The organism is Peribacillus sp. NPDC094092 (genome assembly GCF_050279365.1).
Lineage (GTDB): Bacteria > Bacillota > Bacilli > Bacillales > DSM-1321 > Peribacillus.
Genome location: NZ_JBNNUC010000002.1, coordinates 653746 through 671915, shown reverse-complemented (window position 1 = coordinate 671915; position 18170 = coordinate 653746). Strand labels below are relative to the sequence as shown.

Genomic DNA, 18170 nt, shown 5'->3' with positions numbered 1-18170 from the left:
CTTTAAAAATCCTGTTATGATACACTTTTTCATTCCCATGAAATTCATCATTTAATAGTGAAACAGGCAAAATTTGATGAACATCGAAATAACAAGCTGGGTTGCTTTTGTTGACCTTTTTCCAGACAAAAAAAAGCTGCCTAAAAGCCAGAGCCTTTAGACAGCCTTATGTTATTTATGCTGAATGATGGTAACTTTTCCTTTATTCATCCTGTTCATGATAAACCGGATAACAATCGGTTTGAGGAGATTCCGGGTTGGCGGAAACACAAGGATCAATCCCATGATGTCCGAGATGAGTCCAGGGGACAGCAACAGTGCAGCTCCGAGAAAGATACAGATTCCATCAATGATTTCATTTCCTGGCATCATTCCGTAACGAATCTGTTCCTGTGCTTTTTTCCACGTTTCCATCCCTTGCCGTTTAGCCAAATAGGCTCCAATCAAGCCAGTGGCTACAATCAAGAACACCGTTGGCCAAAAACCAATCAGGTTGCCTGACAGCAATAGGACAATAATTTCAACGACCGGCATCGCAATGATAAACATTAAAAAATATTTCATCTACATTCCTCCTGCACAGCCCATTTCTGGTGCGGTACATTCATCTTACCTCATCGGCACGGAATCAGCCAAAATTTCGTTTTACAAAACGTTGGCATGTCCATCGTAAATGACTCCGCGACCTGCATCGACCGTTATTCTTTGACCATCCTTGAAAACCTTGGTTGCGTCCTCCGCCCCAACGATGACCGGTATGCCCAATGTAACCCCTACAACTGCTGCATGGCTTGTCAAACCGCCTTCTTCCGTAATCAATGCCGCACATTTTTCAATCGCCGGCATCATTTCACGGTCCGAACCGATCGTAACCAATACAGAGCCTTCCGTCACTTTTTCCAAAGCTTCCTTGGCATTCTTAGCTATAACCACTTCACCTTTCGCTGATTTCCTGCCGATTCCTTGAGCCTTCAAAAGAACCTCTCCTAACACATGAATTTTCATCAAGTTAGTCGTACCTGTTTCACCTACAGGCACACCGGCTGTAATGACGACTAAATCCCCATGGGAAACCAAGCCGGAATGCAAGCTTTCATCTATTGCGGTTTGAAGCATTTCATCTGTTGTCGTCGCTTTTGGACCAATCTGAGGATATACTCCCCAAGCCAATGCAAGCCGCCTTGAAACATGATCATTGGATGTAACAGCAATGATTGGTGCTTTAGGGCGGTATTTGGAAATCATCCGTGCCGTATGACCGCTTTCTGTAGGGGTGATGATAGCCCCGGCATTAAGATTAAGCGCTGTGTGGGCAACGGATTGACCAATAGCATCCGTGACATTATGGCGGTTCACTTTGCTTCTGACTGATAATATATCCCGATAATCAAGGGCTGTTTCAGCTCGTGAAGCAATATTATGCATCGTTTGCACCGCTTCGACAGGATAGGCCCCAGCAGCTGTTTCGCCAGAAAGCATGATGGCATCCGTTCCATCAAATATGGCATTGGCCACGTCACTTGCTTCGGCACGGGTCGGCCTTGGATTACGCTGCATCGAATCGAGCATTTGTGTAGCTGTTATGACTGGTTTCCCAGCATTATTGCATTTTTTGATCATTTGTTTTTGTACTAACGGCACTTCTTCTGCGGGAATTTCCACTCCCAAGTCTCCACGCGCTACCATCAAGCCATCTGAAACTTCCAAGATTTCATCAAGACGGTCCACGCCCTCTTGATTTTCGATTTTAGGGATGATTTGAATATGTTCCGCTCCATTTTGCTGCAATAATTCACTTACTTCAAGCACATCGGAAGCCCTGCGTACAAATGAGGCAGCAATGAAGTCGATACCCTGTTCGATTCCAAAAAGGATATCCTGTTCATCTTTCTCCGTTATGCCAGGCAAGTTAACTGAAACTCCAGGAACATTCACGCCTTTTTTGTTCTTAAGTGTGCCACTATTCAAGATCTTGGTATGGATTTCTTTTCTTACCTTATCTATTTTCAACACTTCAAGCCCAATCAATCCATCATCCAAAAGGATTTTAGAACCCGGATGGACATCATTCAAAAGCCCTTCATAGGTAATCGAGAATTTTTCGGGCGTTCCCAGGACTTCATTCATGGCAATAATGATTTCATTGCCGGCTAAAAGCTCTATGGAATCATTCTCCATATTATTTGTCCGTATTTCAGGTCCTTTTGTATCCAACAGGATGGCAACCTGTTTACCCGCTTTTTCGCTCGCTTCTCTGATATTGCTTATTCTAGCGGCATGTTCTTCATGATTTCCATGAGAAAAGTTTAGCCGTGCTACATTCATCCCCGCCTCTATTAATTGAACCAGCTTTTCTATACTTTCACTTGCGGGGCCAATCGTACAAACAATCTTGGTTTTACGCATATGTCATCCTCCTTTAAGGAAAACTGCCGCCTGTCCATCTTTTGAAGAAAGGGGCGCAGTGTTTTATGTCTCTTTAAACAAACATTCCTATCGATCAATTATATTAAATGGATAGCTCAGAAGATAATTCATACATTTTCTTATCAATTGTATGCGGTTTAGCAAGAGCTTCGATGATATCATAATCAACGAGTTGATTTTGTTCTATCCCTACAGCCCTGCCTCCTTTTCCTTCAAGAAGCAATTCAACTGCTTTTGCTCCAAGCCGGCTTGCCAATACACGGTCATTTGCAGAAGGAGATCCCCCGCGCTGAACATGGCCCAGAACCGTTACACGGGTTTCAAATCCTGCTTTTTCCTCAATTTTCCTGGAGATATCAACGGCACTTCCAACACCTTCAGCTACGATGATGATACTGTGCTTTTTTCCACGGTCATGTCCGCGGTTCAGCTTCCCAATCAGTTCTTCTATATCATATTCATATTCAGGACAAAGAATCGTTTCAGCTCCGCCAGCCAATCCAGCCCAAAGCGCAATATCGCCGGCATCTCTTCCCATCACTTCAACCACATAAGTCCTTTCATGAGAAGTGGCCGTATCCCGAATTTTATCGATAGCATCGATTACCGTATTAAGGGCCGTATCGAAACCAATCGTGAAGTCCGTACCCGGTATATCATTATCAATCGTTCCAGGAACACCGATACACGGGAAGCCCCTTTCCGTTAAAGCTTTCGCACCGCGGTATGAACCATCGCCACCAATGATGACAATGCCCTCGATACCAAGTTTATTCAATTGTTCAATTGCTTTCAGCTGGCCTTCCTCCGTCTTAAATTCCGGACAGCGAGCCGTATGTAACATCGTGCCGCCTCGATGAATGATATCCCCGACCGACCCAAGTTCAAGCTTCTTTATAGTTCCATTTATCAATCCCTGATAACCATGATAAATTCCGAAGACCTCAATTTCATGAAAAATTGCTTTCCGGACAACCGCTCGGACTGCCGCATTCATGCCTGGAGAATCTCCTCCGCTTGTCAATACACCTATTCTTTTCATAAATGTCACCTCTCTACAGCACTAATCAATTTTTAGCCTCGTTATATCATTGTACCCTTTTTCAAGCTTCAATAAGCAGTAACTGTTTCACTTATGCTCACTTGATGTTATAAGCCTAACCGATTCTAATCAGAAATTGAAGTAAAATGGCGCAAAAGTTTACATTCTACACACAAACCATATTCTTTACACGTTTCTGTAATGAATGCATATATGCCCATGAAAGGATGAAAAAACGTGTTGCCCCAGGCAGCACGTTTTCCCTTTTGTAAATGTGTTTATGAATGCTGTTCAACTTCCTTAGGTTCGCCCTCAGGTTGTTTTGCAAATTCATACTCACCAATTTTCTTGAATTTCATATAACGCTGGTTGATGAGATCATCACTATTCAATGGCAGAAGTTCATTGAATGAACGTTTCAGGATATCCTTGATGGCTTCCGCCTGTAAATTTGAATCCCGATGGGCGCCGCCCCTCACTTCAGGAATGATCTCATCGATGACTCCTAAGCGGTTTAAATCCGGGGCCGTGATTTTCATCGATTCCGCAGCCCTCTTAGCCTGGGAGGCATCCTTCCACAGCAACGCTGCAGCCCCTTCAGGGGAGATTACCGAATATGTTGAGTTCTCAAGCATGAAAATTCGGTCTCCGACGCCAAGTGCCAATGCACCTCCGCTTCCTCCTTCACCGATGACAATACTGATGACCGGCACTTTCAGCCCCGCCATTTCGAAAAGGTTTTTCGCAATGGCTTCACTTTGCCCGCGCTCTTCAGCAGCTTTACCAGGGAAAGCTCCCTTCGTATCAATGAAACAAATAATCGGACGGTTGAATTTCTCCGCCTGTTTCATCAGACGCAAAGCTTTTCGATAGCCTTCAGGATGTGGCATGCCAAAGTTACGACGGATGTTTTCCTTCGTATCCTTACCTCGCTGATGACCGATGACAGTCACGGCTAGTCCATCAAATTCTGCGATTCCAGCAACAATCGCTTCATCATCCCCATAATAACGATCTCCATGAAACTCGATGAAGTCATTGAATAATAGGGGAATGTAATCAAGCGTCGTCGGACGGGCTGGATGCCTGGCAATCTGGACACGATCCCACGGTTTAAGGTGGTTATAGATATCCACTTCCAGCTTCTCTAGACGCTTTTCCAATGTTTCGATTTCAGCTGTTAGGTCTACATCAGCGTCTTTCGAAATGGCCTTTAGCTCTTTAATTTTATTTCTAAGGTCCGTAATGGGACGTTCAAACTCTAATTCGTAAATCATAACCATTCACCGCCCGGGGCATGGATTTTAAGGATCGTCGTCAAGGTTTCCTTCATTTCCGTTCGTTTGACGACCGCATCCAATTGGCCGTGCTTCATCAAGAATTCAGCCGTTTGGAAATCTTCAGGAAGCTCTTCATGGATCGTCTGTTCAATGATTCTTCGTCCTGCAAAACCAATAAGGGCTCCAGGCTCGGCTAGATTAATATCTCCAAGTGACGCGAAACTTGCCGAAACCCCGCCTGTGGTAGGATGGGTCATCATTGATATGATCAGTCCGCCTTCATTGCTGAATATCTTGAGTGCCGCACTCGTCTTCGCCATCTGCATCAAGCTTAAAACACCCTCCTGCATCCGAGCGCCGCCTGATGCCGTAAATATGATGAACGGAATCTTCAATTCACCAGCACGTTCAATGGCACGGGTAATTTTTTCCCCAACAACGGATCCCATGCTTCCCATCCGGAAATTCGAATCCATGATGGCCGTTGAAACTTGGTACCCATTAATGCTACCCACTCCTGTGACAACCGCCTCATTAATCTTCGCTTTCTTTCTATCTTTTTCCAATTTATCTAAGTAATCCGGAAATTCAAGCGGGTTAACCGATATCATTTCTTTATCAAATTCATTGAAAGTGCCTTCGTCGAATAAAAATTCGATGCGCTCATGGGAAGACATCGGATGATGGTACCCGCAATGCAGACAGACTTTCTTGTTTTTCACCAATTCTTTTGTATACATGATTTTTTTACAGCCGGTGCACTTTGTCATGATTCCTTCCGGTACGTCTTGTTTCTCCCGATCTAAAGGAACCGTTGCATATTTCTTCTTAGATTTCGCAAATAGCTCTTTAAGCAAGCTTAATCCTCCCTTTACCACCAATTATCTATTTTATGATACTTGGTACAAACTATATCAGAAATAAAATTAGTATCGTGTAAAAAGGTGTCACTCGTCCTTCGACATATTTCTAATTCTAATAAGATAAGTTTCGATGGCTTTTTCTTCATCACGTTCGAGCAAATATGTAAGAAGTGCCAGATAATCTTCTTTTTTCACATTACCCTGTACCATCTCTGATGTTCTGGCATAGCTGTTGACAATGCGCCAAATTCTTTCCAGCAATCGATTGCGATTCAAAATGGCAATCCTTAAGAAGAAATCATCATCATGAAACTCATCCGCTTTGACCCAGGCCATTAATCTTTTGATATCCTCGGCCGTAGCGAAAAAGGCGACGATGCGCAAACAGTCAATTTCAATCAGCCTTTTCGTCTCTGACAAATCTTCTTGTACTTTTTTATCTTGCAAAAAAAAGGTTCCCAGAAGCTCGACTAGCTTATGCTCCTGGAAATCCCTGATAAACGTCCCTTCACCACGCCTTGTTTCTATTAACCCTAATAGTTCTAAGGCACGCAATGCTTCACGGACAGAGGAACGGCCAACATTAAAACGATCCGATAATTCCCGTTCTGATGGGATTTTATCTCCCGGCAGGAGGCTGTCCGCTTCAATCATGGTACGTAAGCTCTCAACGACATCGAGATAAATTTTGGATGAAGAAGTACGGCCTGCCAAATTAATTATTCCTCACTTTTTCCAATGATCGCTAATTTCCTTGTTTTTTCTTTAATTTCCTCTGGATCGACAGTAATTCTGGCAACTCCCGTTTCCATCGCTGCCTTGGCTACAGCAGCCGCAACGGCAGGTGCTACCCTTTCATCAAATGGAGCAGGGATGACGTAGTCTTCGTTTAACTCATGTTCCTGTATTAAACCGGCAATGGCTTGAACTGCAGCAACCTTCATTTTTTCATTGATATGAGTCGCACGTACATCTAGGGCACCACGGAAAATCCCAGGGAAAGCAAGGACGTTATTGACCTGATTCGGGAAATCCGAACGGCCTGTTCCAACAACTTTGGCACCTGCCGCTTTTGCATCTTCCGGCATGATTTCCGGATCTGGATTAGCCATCGCGAAAATGATCGCATCCCGGTTCATCGAAGAAACCATTTCTTTTGTCAATGCACCTGCAGCAGAGACGCCTATAAATACATCAGCGTTTTCAATGACCGTTTCCAAAGGTCCTGAAACCCTATTTCGATTGGTCACTTTCGCCACTTGTTCTTTTGTATCATTCATGCCTGTCGAACGGCCCTCATAAATGGCACCTTTCGTATCACACATGATGATGTCACGAACTCCATAGCTATAAAGCAATTTAATGATGGCAATGCCCGCAGCGCCTGCTCCATTCGCTACCACTTTAATTTCTGACATTGATTTATTCACTAGTCGTAACGCGTTCACAAGACCGGCAACAGTAACAATGGCTGTACCGTGCTGATCATCATGAAAAACAGGAATATTCATTTCTTTCTTGAGTCTTTCTTCAATTTCAAAACAGTTTGGTGCGGCTATGTCCTCTAAGTTCACTCCACCGAAAGTCGGTTCGAGTAATTTAACGGTCTCTACAATTTTGTCCACATCCGTAGTTTTTAAACAGATTGGGAAAGCGTCCACTCCAGCGAAACTTTTAAATAGAACGGCTTTACCTTCCATAACCGGCATGGCAGCTTCCGGACCGATGTTTCCAAGTCCCAATACAGCCGTTCCATCGGAAATAACAGCAACAGTATTCCCCTTCATTGTATAGTCATAAACGGTATCCGGCTTATCGTAAATATCTTTACACGGTTCTGCGACACCAGGAGAATAAGCCAGGCTTAAATCTACTGCGTTCCTTACCGGTACTTTCGAAACTGTTTCTAATTTTCCTTGATTCAAGCGGTGCATATGTAATGCTTCTTCTCTTAATGTCATGTTTTCACTCCTAAACCAAATTGGGTAACCCATATCTTATATGCTGAAATTATGCTGAAATCTAGTGGTCAGACCACAGCGGCCTGTTTTCAATATAACATAACTATTAAAGTTGTAAAACAGTTAATCTTTCTTGTAAACCACATTCTCTTTTCCGACCAAGTCAAATAATGCCTGCATCAGTCTTTCTGTAGGATTGACCCAATCCCAATAAGATAGCTGTACATAGCGGTTTTCCCTCTCGTAAAAAAGCATGACCTTCGTTTCACCGCTATGCTGCATTAAAATTTTTTTTATTTTTTGCAATGTATCCTTCGTTTGCTTGCCAGCCTCGATTTTCAGGAATACCGTTCCTTCTTTTTTCTCTTTCATCTGCTTCACTTTTTCAAGCGGGTATACGTTCCTGATCAGGAGTTGTGTTTTTCCATCCCGCTCTTCCAATGTTCCTTGCAGCATGACGAGTTGTCCGTGATTCAAGTCGGCAGAGTGATTTTTATAAACATTTGGAAAAACGACCGCTTCAATATCCCCCTCTTCATCACTAACGCTCAAGAAAGCCATCACATCGCCTTTTTTTGTCCTTATGGTTTTAACCGACGTAATGTATGCGCCTAGCAAGACTTTCGATTCCTTTTTATTGGTGGCTTCATCTATGGTCAAACAGCCGAAGTGCTGAAAAAGTTCTCTGTAGCTTGTCACCGGATGATTCGATAGATAAAGGCCCAAGGCGCTTTTTTCCAATGAGAGTTTGTGCTCGATAGGGATAGGCTCGACCCGGTTGTATTTCGGTTTGAGTGAAAACTCGCCATCGGAAAACATATCGAATAGGTCATCGTCTGGATTAACCAATTCCGTATGATCGATCGCTACGTCCAAGCTCGCCAACAAAGTTGCCCGGTCTTCACCGAATTCATCGAGTGCACCTGAATGCACGAGCGCCTCCAGCACTTTTCTATTCACGATTTTTCCCGAAACGCGCAAACAGAAATCGAATAAATCTGCGAACTTCTTCTGCCTCCTTGCAGCAAAGATTTCTTTTAGGACCGTACCGCCTATCCCTTTTATGGCACCAAGGCTATAACGGATCCCGTCCTTTTCCGGTAAAAACGGGTAACCGCTCCGGTTAATCGAGGGAGGCAGTACCATAATCCCTTTCTTTTTGGCTTCCCGGATATATTGCGAAATCTTTTCATCATTCCCGACGACCGATGTCAGGAGTGCTGCCATGAAATAGTCCGGATGGTGGGTTTTTAAGTAACCCAGCTGATAAGCGATGAAACTGTACGCCACAGCATGACTTCGGTTGAATCCATAGTTAGCGAAACGGACAATCAAGGAATAAATCTCATCTGCCGTTTTTTCAGAGTATCCTTGTTTCAATGAGCCGTTCACGAAATGCTGCCGCTCTTGATCCAGAACATCCTTCTTCTTCTTCGAAACGGCACGACGGAGCAGGTCAGCCTCCCCTAATGAAAACCCTGCTAAGCGGGAGGCGATTTGCATGATTTGTTCTTGATAAACGATGACCCCGTATGTAGGCTCGAGGATATCCTTCAAATCCTCGTGCAGGTAATCAATCGGAGCAAGCCCATGCTTCCGCTCGATGAACAGCGGTATATTTTCCATCGGACCTGGACGATATAGGGCATTGACCGCGACGATATCCTCGAATCGGTTCGGTTTCAGCTTGATCAAAACCTTACGGATGCCATCCGATTCAAATTGAAACACTCCGGTTGTTTCGCCTCTCCCTAAAAGGGCTAGCGTCTCGGGGTCATCCATTGGGATATGTGACAAGTCTAGCCTTTTCCCAGTTCCCTTTTTGATGTTATTTAAAATATTATCGATGAGCGTTAAATTGCGGAGTCCAAGAAAATCCATTTTAAGAAGGCCCAGTTCTTCGAGAAGGTCCATTGGATATTGAGTCAGATGGATGCCTTCATGCCCCCCTTGAATCGGAATATGCTCGGTCAGTGCCTGATCGCTGATGACGATGCCGGCGGCATGTGTCGAAGCATGGCGAGGCAGCCCTTCAAGCAATAAAGCGGTTTGAAAAAGTTTTTGATTCAGGTCACTCTCATTAACGAATTCCCTGAGTCTTTTCGATTCCTTAAAAGCCTCGGGAAGCGTGATGCCCAGTCGGCCTGGAATCATTTTCGATACCGCTTCCTGTTCCTTTGAATTCAATCCGAAAACACGGCCAGTGTCCCTTAACGCAGCTTTGGCGGCCAGTGTTCCGAATGTAATGATTTGTGCTACATGAAGTTCCCCGTACTTCTTCGCGACATAGGCAATCACTTCTTCACGGCGGTTATCCGGAAAGTCGATGTCGATATCCGGCATCGAGACACGTTCCGGATTCAGGAAACGCTCGAAAAGCAAGGAATGTTCGATTGGATCGACATCCGTTATCGACAGCACATAAGCCACCATCGATCCGGCGGCAGACCCCCTTCCAGGACCAGTCAGGATTTGATGGTCCTTAGCAAATTTCATGAAATCCCAAACGATCAAAAAGTAATCGCTGAATTTCATCTTCGTGATGATATCCAATTCATATCGCAGGCGCTCTTCATATTGAACGGAGTGCTCCGGCACTCGTTTCTTCAGCCCTTGGAAACAGATGGATTCGAGCATTTCCTCGGCTGTGGCGCCATCTTCGGCAGGGTACTTAGGAAGCAGTGAACGGTGAAATGGAATTTCCAGATTGCATTGCGCGGCAATATGCAGTGTGTTTTCGAGTGCATCCGGTCTGTCATGGAATAGTTCTGCCATCTGGGCCCGGCTTTTTAAATAAAATTGATTGGATTCAAGAACCGTATGCGTCTCATCCGCCAGCTTGTCGCCATTTCCAATTGCCAATAGGACTTCTTGAGCGAGTGCATCGCTTTCGTTCAAATAATAGACTGGATTCGTCGCGACAATCTTTATCTCTAAATCTCTCGCCAACTGACTTATGGCTTCATTGCCTTTTTCCTCATTCGCGATCGAAAGCCTCTGTATGGATACATAAAAGTTATCATGACCAAAAATTTGCAGAAATCGCCCCGCTGCCTGTTTGGCCTCCTCAGGGTTTCCTTCTCTCAATAGCGTTTCTATTTGCCCCTCCGCACCGGGTGTGATGGCTATCAAGCCCCGGGAATAGGCTTTGAGCCAATTCATCGGAATGCCTGACGGGGATTTCGTTTTTATGGCACTGCTTATTTTAAGCAGATTTTGATATCCTTGTAGACTTTTTGCCAATAAGAGAAGTCCATGCGGCGATTCCCGTTCATCAAGGACATCGGCAAGTATGCCGATGATCGGCTTTATCCCCTGTCTCTTGCATTCTTTATAAAAATAGACCGAACCGTACATAACATTTCGATCGGTCAAGGCAAGACTTGTACAGCCATCCGCTTTCGCTTTGGCCACAAGTTCAGTGATCTTCACCGTGCTTGTCAGCAGGCTGTATCCGCTCTGAATATGGAGATGAGTATACACGTTTTTTCTCCCACCTTTGTAAGGCATGTTTCTTTTCATTATAGTGTTTATTTCAAAAAAAGAAAATATGTTCTCATTGCCAATGCAATTTAACACCTGATTTCCGGCGACTATCATATTACCTTTGAACTTCCCATATAAATGGAAGAGAAGAAATATCAAGAAAAAAAGGATGATGATATATGAATGAAGCCTTTGTTCCAGCCTTTCTCAACAGCTTTTTCATATCACTTGGCGTATTGCTTGGCGGCTCGATAATCGGGGGCCTCGCCGCTTTTTTTACTGGACAGGCCCCGATGACGACTGTATTCCGGCTGTCGGACAGCCTTCGCATTTGGGCGATCGTCGCTGCGATAGGAGGTACTTTCGATATGGTCTATAATTTCGAACGCGGCATTTTCCACGGGGAAACGAAGGATATAGTCAAGCAGGTCCTATTGATTCTATCTGCACTTGGCGGGGCACAGACAGGGGCACTGATCATAAACTGGTTCACGCAGGAGCATATTTCATCATGAGGATCCCCCCCTATCACCGGTCTCCCACCTGGCAGCGCTTCTTTGCCGGAGCCGCACTTGGCGGATTGATCAGTTGGGTGATTTTCTTTTATATGCATGGTGTTCAGCAGGAGAAGCAGATCCGGACCCTTCAGGAACAAAGTGAAGTGATCAAGGATTTAAACGGGAAAATCGCAATTTGGGAGCAGGATTATAAAAAATTGAACCAGAAAAACGAGGAGATATTGACTATTCAGGAAGTGGAAGTAACCATTACGAATGAAATATACAGTCTCGATCGGCTGAGTATTGCAGAAGCCGAGGATGTGATTGAGGACGACCTTTCCTCTCTTCTCGCCAAAGATGTCGCCAGTGTCTATGACGGAAAGGTGCTTTTGAAAAAATCCATCGAAAATAAGATCATGACCATCAATAAAAAGCGCTATCGACTTGAAGTCGTCGAGATCATGTTTTATACGAAAATGAATATTGAAATCAAACTAAAAAGGACTACTTCTTAATAATATCCACTAAATATAAAGACCAAATCGAATGCGATTTGGTCTTTATATTTTTTCATTCCGCTTTATTCAATTCTTCCATGTCGGCAAGGATATTATCCACTTCATCCCAAGAATGGATCGAAGCCCCTGCTGCAAGCGGGTGGCCCCCTCCGTTATATTTACGGGCAATCGTATTGATGATCGGTCCTTTGGAACGGAAACGGACTCTGATTTCTTTTTCCTCTTCAATGAAAAAGACCCATGACTTAACATTTTTAATCGAACCGAGCGAGGAAACGAGCTGAGATGCCTCAGATGTAGAAGCGTGGAATTGTTCAAGTATATCTTTTGTGATGATCATTTTCCCTGTGCCATATGGAAGGATTTCGAAATGCTGCAGTACATAGCCATTCAACCGGACTATGCTCTCCTCGACATCATACATCTCCTGATATAATTGCGGGCGGGAGAACGAATAGTTAATCAATTCACTGGCATGGGCAAATGTCTTTTCAGTCGTATTCTGGAATAGGAAACGCCCTGTATCGCCAACAATGCCTGCATATAGAAGGCGTGCCGCTTCATCACTCATCTTCAAGCCCTGTTCTTTACCGAACTGGTAAAACTCATAAATCATTTCACTTGTCGAACTTGCCGATGTATCGACCCAACGCATATCCCCATATGGATCTTCATTAGGATGATGATCGATCTTAATCAGTTTATCACCCGTCGTGTACCTTGCATCACAAATCCGGTCCGTATTTGCGGTATCACAAACGATGACCAGGGCACCTTGATATGTTTCATCCGAAATAACATCGAGCCTTCTTAAGTAATTCAATGACGGTTCTTCTTTCCCGACCGTAAAAATTCGTTTTTTGGGGAAAGATGCTTTCAGGATTTCCGCCAATCCCCCCTGTGAACCATAAGCGTCCGGATCTGGACGGACATGACGATGGAGAATGATAGTATCATAACGCTTTATATCTGCTAATATTTCAGCTTTCATATAGATCTCCCCTTAACATATGTATTATCGAGCCTTAAAAGATGATATATTTCATTTAATCAAAAAATTGGGGAAATAGGAAGACTCATCTTGTTTACTGTGGCATTCTCTTTCATTTCCCGCTACAATAAAAAGGTACATATGTTAAATTGGGGGAATTGCAAACGATGCCTATTCTTGTCACCTTGATCGTTCTTTCGCTAGGGCTCTATCTGTTTTATAAAATCAAATCGGTCAGAACCAGGATGCCGATGGAGAAAAAGTGGATTTCAGGGAAATCTTCCATCGCCCTTGGTGCGTTTGTCGCACTATTCGGAATCAATCAGCTTTTTCTGTTCCACACGACCATCACTTATATCATTGCTGCCGTTTTCATCTTCGTTGGCCTTTTCAGTGTCTGGGGCGGCTATAAAATGTATAAATTTTATTTGCCGCACGCAATCGAAGAAGCTGCAAATCAAAAAGGATAATCGAATTTCGATTATCCTTTTTATTTTTCATGATCGGTCCAGCAATTGGCAAGTCAACATCGCCTTGCCGACAAGTTTGCCTTGGTTAAACACCTCGACATCCACTTTTCCGAATTTACGTCCTACATCAAGGACACGCGGGTGGATTTCAAGCGTACTGTCGATCTGGACTGGCTTGATGAAGTAGATCGTCATGTTTTCCACGACCAAGTCACCGCGCTTATAGCTTCGAAGTGCACGGTTTGCCGAGTCGGTGACCAATGTCGTGAACACGCCGCTTGAAATGGTCCCAAGGTAATTGGTCATCTGCGGAGTGACGCCATAGTTATACACTTCCTCGCCCTTGCCACGATTGGAAGTCATCACAAGCTGGCTTGTGATCGTATCGTCGATCGTTTCGCCGACCTGTGGCTGCCTTTGACTCATTTGCAGTGCCTTCAGCACATCCTGCCTGCTCACGATTCCCTTTAGGATATGGCTGTCATTCACGACCGGGATTAACTCAATCCCTTCCCAAACCATCATATGTGCAGAAGATGCCACACTCATTTTATCGCCTACGGTCATCGGGTTTTTCGTCATCACCTTTTCGATGAGCGTCAGCTCTTCCTGTCCGATGATATCTTTTGAAGTGACCATTCCTTGAACCTTCATATTGTCATCGACAACAGGGAAACGGCTATGCCCGGATTCCTGATTCAGTTCATGCCAAGTCTGAACCCTGTCACCCACAGTCAAAAAGGTCGTTTCCTGTACGGGAGTCAAAATATCCTCCACAAGCAAGATTTCCTTTTTGATCAATTGGTCATAGATCGCCCGATTGATCATCGTTGCGACGGTAAACGTATCGTAACTCGTTGAGATGACTGGCATCTCCAATTCATCGGCTAACCTTTTAACGGGCTCTTCCGTATCGAATCCCCCTGTGATCAGCACCGCTGCACCCGCTTTTAACGCGTGCTCGTGGGCCTGTGTACGGTTCCCGACGATCAGCAGGTTTCCTGCCCCTGTATATCTCATCATGGCATCCAGCTTCATCGCCCCGATGACGAATTTATTTAATGTCTTATGAAGTCCCGTTTTCCCACCAAGAACTTGTCCGTCAACAATATTGACTACTTCTGCGAAAGTGAGCTTTTCAATATTCTCTTTTTTCTTTTTCTCAATACGGATCGTGCCTACCCGTTCAATCGAGCTCACGTAGCCCTGGTTTTCCGCCTCTTTAATTGCCCGGTATGCCGTACCTTCACTAACATTCAATGCTTTCGCAATTTGACGGACGGAAATCTTTTCGCCAACAGGGAGCCCATCGATATGTTTTAATATTTGTTCATGCTTTGTAGCCAAGCGCTTCACCCTTTTCACGGTATTCCTATTCTCCATTATAAGGTCAAAGAGCCTAGTTTATCAAACAACTACTAGTATTGGCGCAACCTTTTGTATTCCAGCTTGCGTTTTGCCTTTTGTTTCTTAGGAGAATATAGTATGCCCGTCAAGTTTCCAGCTACCGCCAACAATGCAAACAACAGCCAGGATCCAGCAAACAGACTCTCCAGACCGCCACTTTCCAACGACAAACGCGGCACGGCATAATACAGCATCACACCGCATAAAAGCAAACACAGCAATAATCTCTGTTTCATCCAATCCCCCCCTTTTTTTTCATCTATTCATTTTATGCCTCTGAAAGGAAAAAAGACTTGGCTGCAGAACGAGATTTTACTTTCCATTGCCGGAATCATCTGCGTAATAAGCAATGCTGCACGGAGGTCAATCCATTCTGTCGGCTAAGCCCACAGGTTATACAAAGAAAACGGGAGCCCCTGAGGCTCCCGCTCCTATTAAAAATCTATTTCATCCCCGGCTTCCATGATCAATCCATTTCCCTCTTCAAGCAAGTCGATGAATTTGTCAGGATCCTGTTTGATGACAGGGAAAGTATTGTAATGAATCGGCACGACTTGTTTGGCTTGAAGGAATTTCGCGGCAAGTGCCGCATCTTCAGGGCCCATGGTGTAATTGTCGCCGATTGGCAAGAATGCCAAGTCAATCGGATGTCGCTCCCCGATCAGTTTCATATCGGAAAATACCGCTGTATCCCCTGCATGGTAAATCGTTTTCCCTTCTATCATAAGCAATACGCCAGCAGGCATTCCTAAATAAATGATTTGCCCATCTCCGTTATTGAATCCCGTTCCATGGAAAGCTGGCGTCAGTTTCACTTTACCAAAATCGAACTCGAAAGCTCCGCCGATGCTCATCCCATGGGTTCTTACCCCTTGAGCACCCAGGTAGTCGGCAATCTCTGCAATGCCGATGACAAGTGCATCATGCCTTTTGGCCAATTCAACCGTATCACCGACGTGGTCATTATGGCCATGTGTTAAGATGATCACATCCGGTTTCACATCTTCTACCTTCAAATCGGTCAATTCGTTTCCAGTAATGAATGGATCGATTAAAATCGTTTTACCATTCGTTTCGACTTTTACAAGTGCATGTCCATGAAAAGATACTTTCATTATTGATGCTCCCTTCCCATACCCACTAATTTTTTTAGTAGCTTTCTTAGGCCTTTCCCATTTACTATACTTTTAAATATTGCTAAGGTAATTATATCTTATTAATGGAGGTATCGTCATGAATGAACGTTTGACAGAACTACAAAATTGGCTACAGGCCAATGAGGCTGAAGCCGCTTTACTTACATCTACAGAGAGCATCTTCTATTTGAGCGGTTTTTATAGTGATCCTCATGAAAGGCTGCTAGCACTTGCCATTTTTGCAAATGCCGACCCTTTCCTTGTCTGCCCGCAGATGGAAGTCCCGGATGCTAAACAGGCTGGATGGGCTGGAGATATCATCGGTTACACCGACATTGAAAATCCTTGGGAAAAAGTTAAGCAAGCAGTGAAGAATCTCGGGTTAACCATTCATACAATGGCCATTGAAAAAGAGCATATGAATGTAGAACGTTATGAAAAGGTCCAACAATACTTAGGAGCACCAAAGCTCGTTTCCGCAGAAGAAAAACTTCAAAGGATGCGCATGATCAAATCGGAAGATGAAATGGTCAAAATCCGTGAAGCATGCCGACTTGCCGACTTTGCGATCGAAGTGGGTGTCAGCGAAATCCATGAGGGTAAAACGGAAATGGAAATCCTTGCAGCGATAGAATACGAATTGAAAAAGGCCGGCGTCAGCCAAATGTCCTTTTCCACCATGGTCCTGACTGGTAAAAATGGCGCTTCCCCACATGGCACACCCGGGAATACGAAGGTTCAGCGCGGCGACCTTGTCCTATTTGACCTGGGCGTCGTTCATGAAGGGTACTGCTCTGACATCACCAGAACGGTTGCTTACGGAGATATCAATGATAAACAGGCAGAAATCTATGAAACTGTACTAAGAGCACAAGAAGCTGCTGTTGCAGCCAGTAAACCTGGTGTATCCTGTTCGGAGATAGACTTGACTGCCAGAAACATCATCAGGAATAAAGGATACGGTGAATTCTTCCCGCACAGGCTCGGCCACGGACTTGGAATCAGCGTCCATGAGTATCCATCCTTGACCGAAACGAATTCACTCGAACTTCAATCCGGAATGGTTTATACCATCGAACCTGGCATATATGTTCCAAATGTTGCCGGCGTCAGGATTGAAGATGATCTGCTGATCACCGATACCGGCTGTGAAGTTTTGACCAAATTCCCAAAGAGCCTGCAAATCATAAAGTGATGTTATGTTAACCATTTAATATAACGAGACCCGGATACCCCCGCCTTCATTTAAGACGGGGGTATCCATTATTCAACATTCACTTCAACTAATCGATCCGGACCAGATATACTCTTCCCTCCTCATCATTTACCCCTGACATAACGACAATATATATAGAAGGGAAAAGCCAAGGCCTGAATGATCATAAGTCTAATTTTGAATTTCCTTTCATTATGCCGATCTCCAGAATATTAAACGATGGATGATATTTAAATGTGCTTTTGCATGCTTTGATCGATACATTTATAATTTTCTTAATAAGGCTAGAATCATTTTTTCTTTTGCGATTTCCAGATATTAGCTAAAACATTCGCTAATTTGTTACAATTGAAATCCGTTCCATTAGGTAAACCATAGTATAATAGGAATATAATAGAAGGAGGAGATTCACTTGAATAGTATAGATTATAAAAATATTCTTGTAGCAGTGGACGGTTCGGAAGAAGCAGAGTGGGCCCTAAAAAAGGCAATCTATTTAGCAAAACTCAGTGACGCTACCCTTGTGCTCACACATATCGTGGATACAAGGAATTTCCCCACTGTCGAAGCTTATGATATGACTATCCGTGATCACTCTGAAACCTTTGCCAACGAGCTATTGGACAAGTATAAAACGGAAGCCATGGCATCCGGGATTGCAAAGGTCCAAACAGAAGTTGCATATGGTTCTCCAAAAGTTCAAATTCCAAGGGATTTAGCGAAAAAGCATTCAATCGATTTAATTGTATGCGGTGCAACGGGTCTTAACGCAGTCGAACGATTCCTTATCGGCAGCGTGTCGGAAGGCATCGTTCGCCATTCCAACTGTGATGTAATGGTCGTGCGTACGCATTGATAAAAGAAAATGATAGA

General features: G+C 44.1%; 17 protein-coding genes. 5 read left to right on the top strand and 12 right to left on the bottom strand.

The genetic code is table 11. The annotated features are described in order from the left end of the window. Positions 1-171: 171 nt before the first annotated feature. The 8 genes from ACQKNS_RS12245 to dnaE all read right to left on the bottom strand — a co-directional run bounded on the left by ACQKNS_RS12245 (position 172) and on the right by dnaE (position 11056). Positions 172-564 carry an FxsA family protein gene (locus ACQKNS_RS12245; RefSeq protein ID WP_427643202.1) on the bottom strand — a complete coding sequence of 131 codons (393 nt, stop codon included), beginning with the start codon at positions 562-564 and terminating at the stop codon, positions 172-174. A gap of 81 nt (positions 565-645) precedes the next feature. Further along, positions 646-2406: a pyruvate kinase gene (gene pyk, locus ACQKNS_RS12240; RefSeq protein WP_427643200.1), complete on the bottom strand. Its 1761-nt coding sequence runs from the start codon at positions 2404-2406 to the stop codon at positions 646-648. Between the two features lie 103 nt (positions 2407-2509). Then, positions 2510-3469, bottom strand: coding sequence for a 6-phosphofructokinase (gene pfkA / locus ACQKNS_RS12235; RefSeq protein ID WP_427643198.1), 960 nt, complete (start codon positions 3467-3469; stop codon positions 2510-2512). 278 nt (positions 3470-3747) lie between these two features. Further along, positions 3748-4746, bottom strand: coding sequence for an acetyl-CoA carboxylase carboxyl transferase subunit alpha (gene accA, locus ACQKNS_RS12230; protein WP_098369978.1), 999 nt, complete (start codon positions 4744-4746; stop codon positions 3748-3750). Then, entirely contained in the window at positions 4743-5606 is an 864-nt protein-coding gene (gene accD / locus ACQKNS_RS12225; protein ID WP_427643196.1) for an acetyl-CoA carboxylase, carboxyltransferase subunit beta, read from the bottom strand. Before accD ends, accA begins: the two co-directional genes overlap by 4 nt. 90 nt (positions 5607-5696) lie before the next feature. Next, on the bottom strand, positions 5697-6326 hold the full coding sequence (locus ACQKNS_RS12220; protein WP_427643194.1) for a FadR/GntR family transcriptional regulator: 630 nt from the start codon (positions 6324-6326) through the stop codon (positions 5697-5699). Between the two features lie 5 nt (positions 6327-6331). Continuing rightward, positions 6332-7573 (bottom strand): NAD(P)-dependent malic enzyme, encoded by a 1242-nt coding sequence (locus ACQKNS_RS12215; RefSeq protein ID WP_427643192.1) that lies wholly within the window; start codon positions 7571-7573, stop codon positions 6332-6334. A 123-nt stretch (positions 7574-7696) separates the two neighbouring features. Continuing rightward, the gene (gene dnaE, locus ACQKNS_RS12210) at positions 7697-11056 is read right to left on the bottom strand and encodes a DNA polymerase III subunit alpha (protein ID WP_427643190.1); all 3360 of its coding nucleotides are present in this window, start codon (positions 11054-11056) and stop codon (positions 7697-7699) included. Positions 11057-11238: 182 nt separating this feature from the next. Here dnaE and ACQKNS_RS12205 point away from each other — a divergent pair, with 182 nt between their 5' ends. Next, positions 11239-11574: a YtrH family sporulation protein gene (locus ACQKNS_RS12205; protein WP_076364742.1), complete on the top strand. Its 336-nt coding sequence runs from the start codon at positions 11239-11241 to the stop codon at positions 11572-11574. After that, positions 11571-12074 carry a sporulation membrane protein YtrI gene (ytrI, locus tag ACQKNS_RS12200; RefSeq protein WP_427643188.1) on the top strand — a complete coding sequence of 168 codons (504 nt, stop codon included), beginning with the start codon at positions 11571-11573 and terminating at the stop codon, positions 12072-12074. The genes ACQKNS_RS12205 and ytrI overlap by 4 nt, the downstream gene beginning before the upstream one ends. 55 nt (positions 12075-12129) lie before the next feature. Here ytrI and ACQKNS_RS12195 read toward each other — a convergent pair whose 3' ends face one another. Beyond that, positions 12130-13068 (bottom strand): DHH family phosphoesterase, encoded by a 939-nt coding sequence (locus ACQKNS_RS12195; protein ID WP_427643186.1) that lies wholly within the window; start codon positions 13066-13068, stop codon positions 12130-12132. Between the two features lie 167 nt (positions 13069-13235). Between ACQKNS_RS12195 and ACQKNS_RS12190 the strand changes: the two genes are divergently transcribed. Further along, entirely contained in the window at positions 13236-13538 is a 303-nt protein-coding gene (locus ACQKNS_RS12190) for a YtpI family protein (protein ID WP_427643184.1), read from the top strand. A 27-nt stretch (positions 13539-13565) separates the two neighbouring features. Here the strand turns inward: ACQKNS_RS12190 and ACQKNS_RS12185 are convergent, their stop codons facing one another. The 3 genes from ACQKNS_RS12185 to ACQKNS_RS12175 all read right to left on the bottom strand — a co-directional run bounded on the left by ACQKNS_RS12185 (position 13566) and on the right by ACQKNS_RS12175 (position 16060). Next, positions 13566-14885, bottom strand: coding sequence for a DRTGG domain-containing protein (locus ACQKNS_RS12185; protein WP_427643182.1), 1320 nt, complete (start codon positions 14883-14885; stop codon positions 13566-13568). A gap of 71 nt (positions 14886-14956) precedes the next feature. Next, positions 14957-15181, bottom strand: coding sequence for a hypothetical protein (locus tag ACQKNS_RS12180; protein ID WP_427643180.1), 225 nt, complete (start codon positions 15179-15181; stop codon positions 14957-14959). A gap of 198 nt (positions 15182-15379) precedes the next feature. Continuing rightward, positions 15380-16060, bottom strand: coding sequence for a metal-dependent hydrolase (locus ACQKNS_RS12175; protein ID WP_427643178.1), 681 nt, complete (start codon positions 16058-16060; stop codon positions 15380-15382). 118 nt (positions 16061-16178) lie between these two features. Here ACQKNS_RS12175 and ACQKNS_RS12170 point away from each other — a divergent pair, with 118 nt between their 5' ends. Together ACQKNS_RS12170 and ACQKNS_RS12165 are read left to right on the top strand one after the other, a co-directional pair. Continuing rightward, the gene (locus tag ACQKNS_RS12170; RefSeq protein ID WP_427643176.1) at positions 16179-17276 is read left to right on the top strand and encodes a M24 family metallopeptidase; all 1098 of its coding nucleotides are present in this window, start codon (positions 16179-16181) and stop codon (positions 17274-17276) included. Between the two features lie 442 nt (positions 17277-17718). Further along, a complete protein-coding gene (locus ACQKNS_RS12165; protein WP_427644192.1) occupies positions 17719-18153 on the top strand; it encodes a universal stress protein in 435 nt (144 codons plus the stop codon). The last annotated feature ends 17 nt before the right edge of the window (positions 18154-18170 follow it).

Coding starts and splice junctions, on each gene's coding strand:
- ACQKNS_RS12190 (WP_427643184.1), top strand. CDS start 13,236: ATGCCTATTCTTGTCACCTTGATCGTTCTTTCGCTAGGGCTCTATCTG.
- ACQKNS_RS12205 (WP_076364742.1), top strand. CDS start 11,239: ATGAATGAAGCCTTTGTTCCAGCCTTTCTCAACAGCTTTTTCATATCA.
- ACQKNS_RS12245 (WP_427643202.1), bottom strand. CDS start 564: ATGAAATATTTTTTAATGTTTATCATTGCGATGCCGGTCGTTGAAATT.
- ACQKNS_RS12195 (WP_427643186.1), bottom strand. CDS start 13,068: ATGAAAGCTGAAATATTAGCAGATATAAAGCGTTATGATACTATCATT.
- pyk (WP_427643200.1), bottom strand. CDS start 2,406: ATGCGTAAAACCAAGATTGTTTGTACGATTGGCCCCGCAAGTGAAAGT.
- ACQKNS_RS12215 (WP_427643192.1), bottom strand. CDS start 7,573: ATGACATTAAGAGAAGAAGCATTACATATGCACCGCTTGAATCAAGGA.
- accA (WP_098369978.1), bottom strand. CDS start 4,746: ATGATTTACGAATTAGAGTTTGAACGTCCCATTACGGACCTTAGAAAT.
- ytrI (WP_427643188.1), top strand. CDS start 11,571: ATGAGGATCCCCCCCTATCACCGGTCTCCCACCTGGCAGCGCTTCTTT.
- ACQKNS_RS12180 (WP_427643180.1), bottom strand. CDS start 15,181: ATGAAACAGAGATTATTGCTGTGTTTGCTTTTATGCGGTGTGATGCTG.
- pfkA (WP_427643198.1), bottom strand. CDS start 3,469: ATGAAAAGAATAGGTGTATTGACAAGCGGAGGAGATTCTCCAGGCATG.
- ACQKNS_RS12175 (WP_427643178.1), bottom strand. CDS start 16,060: ATGAAAGTATCTTTTCATGGACATGCACTTGTAAAAGTCGAAACGAAT.
- ACQKNS_RS12170 (WP_427643176.1), top strand. CDS start 16,179: ATGAATGAACGTTTGACAGAACTACAAAATTGGCTACAGGCCAATGAG.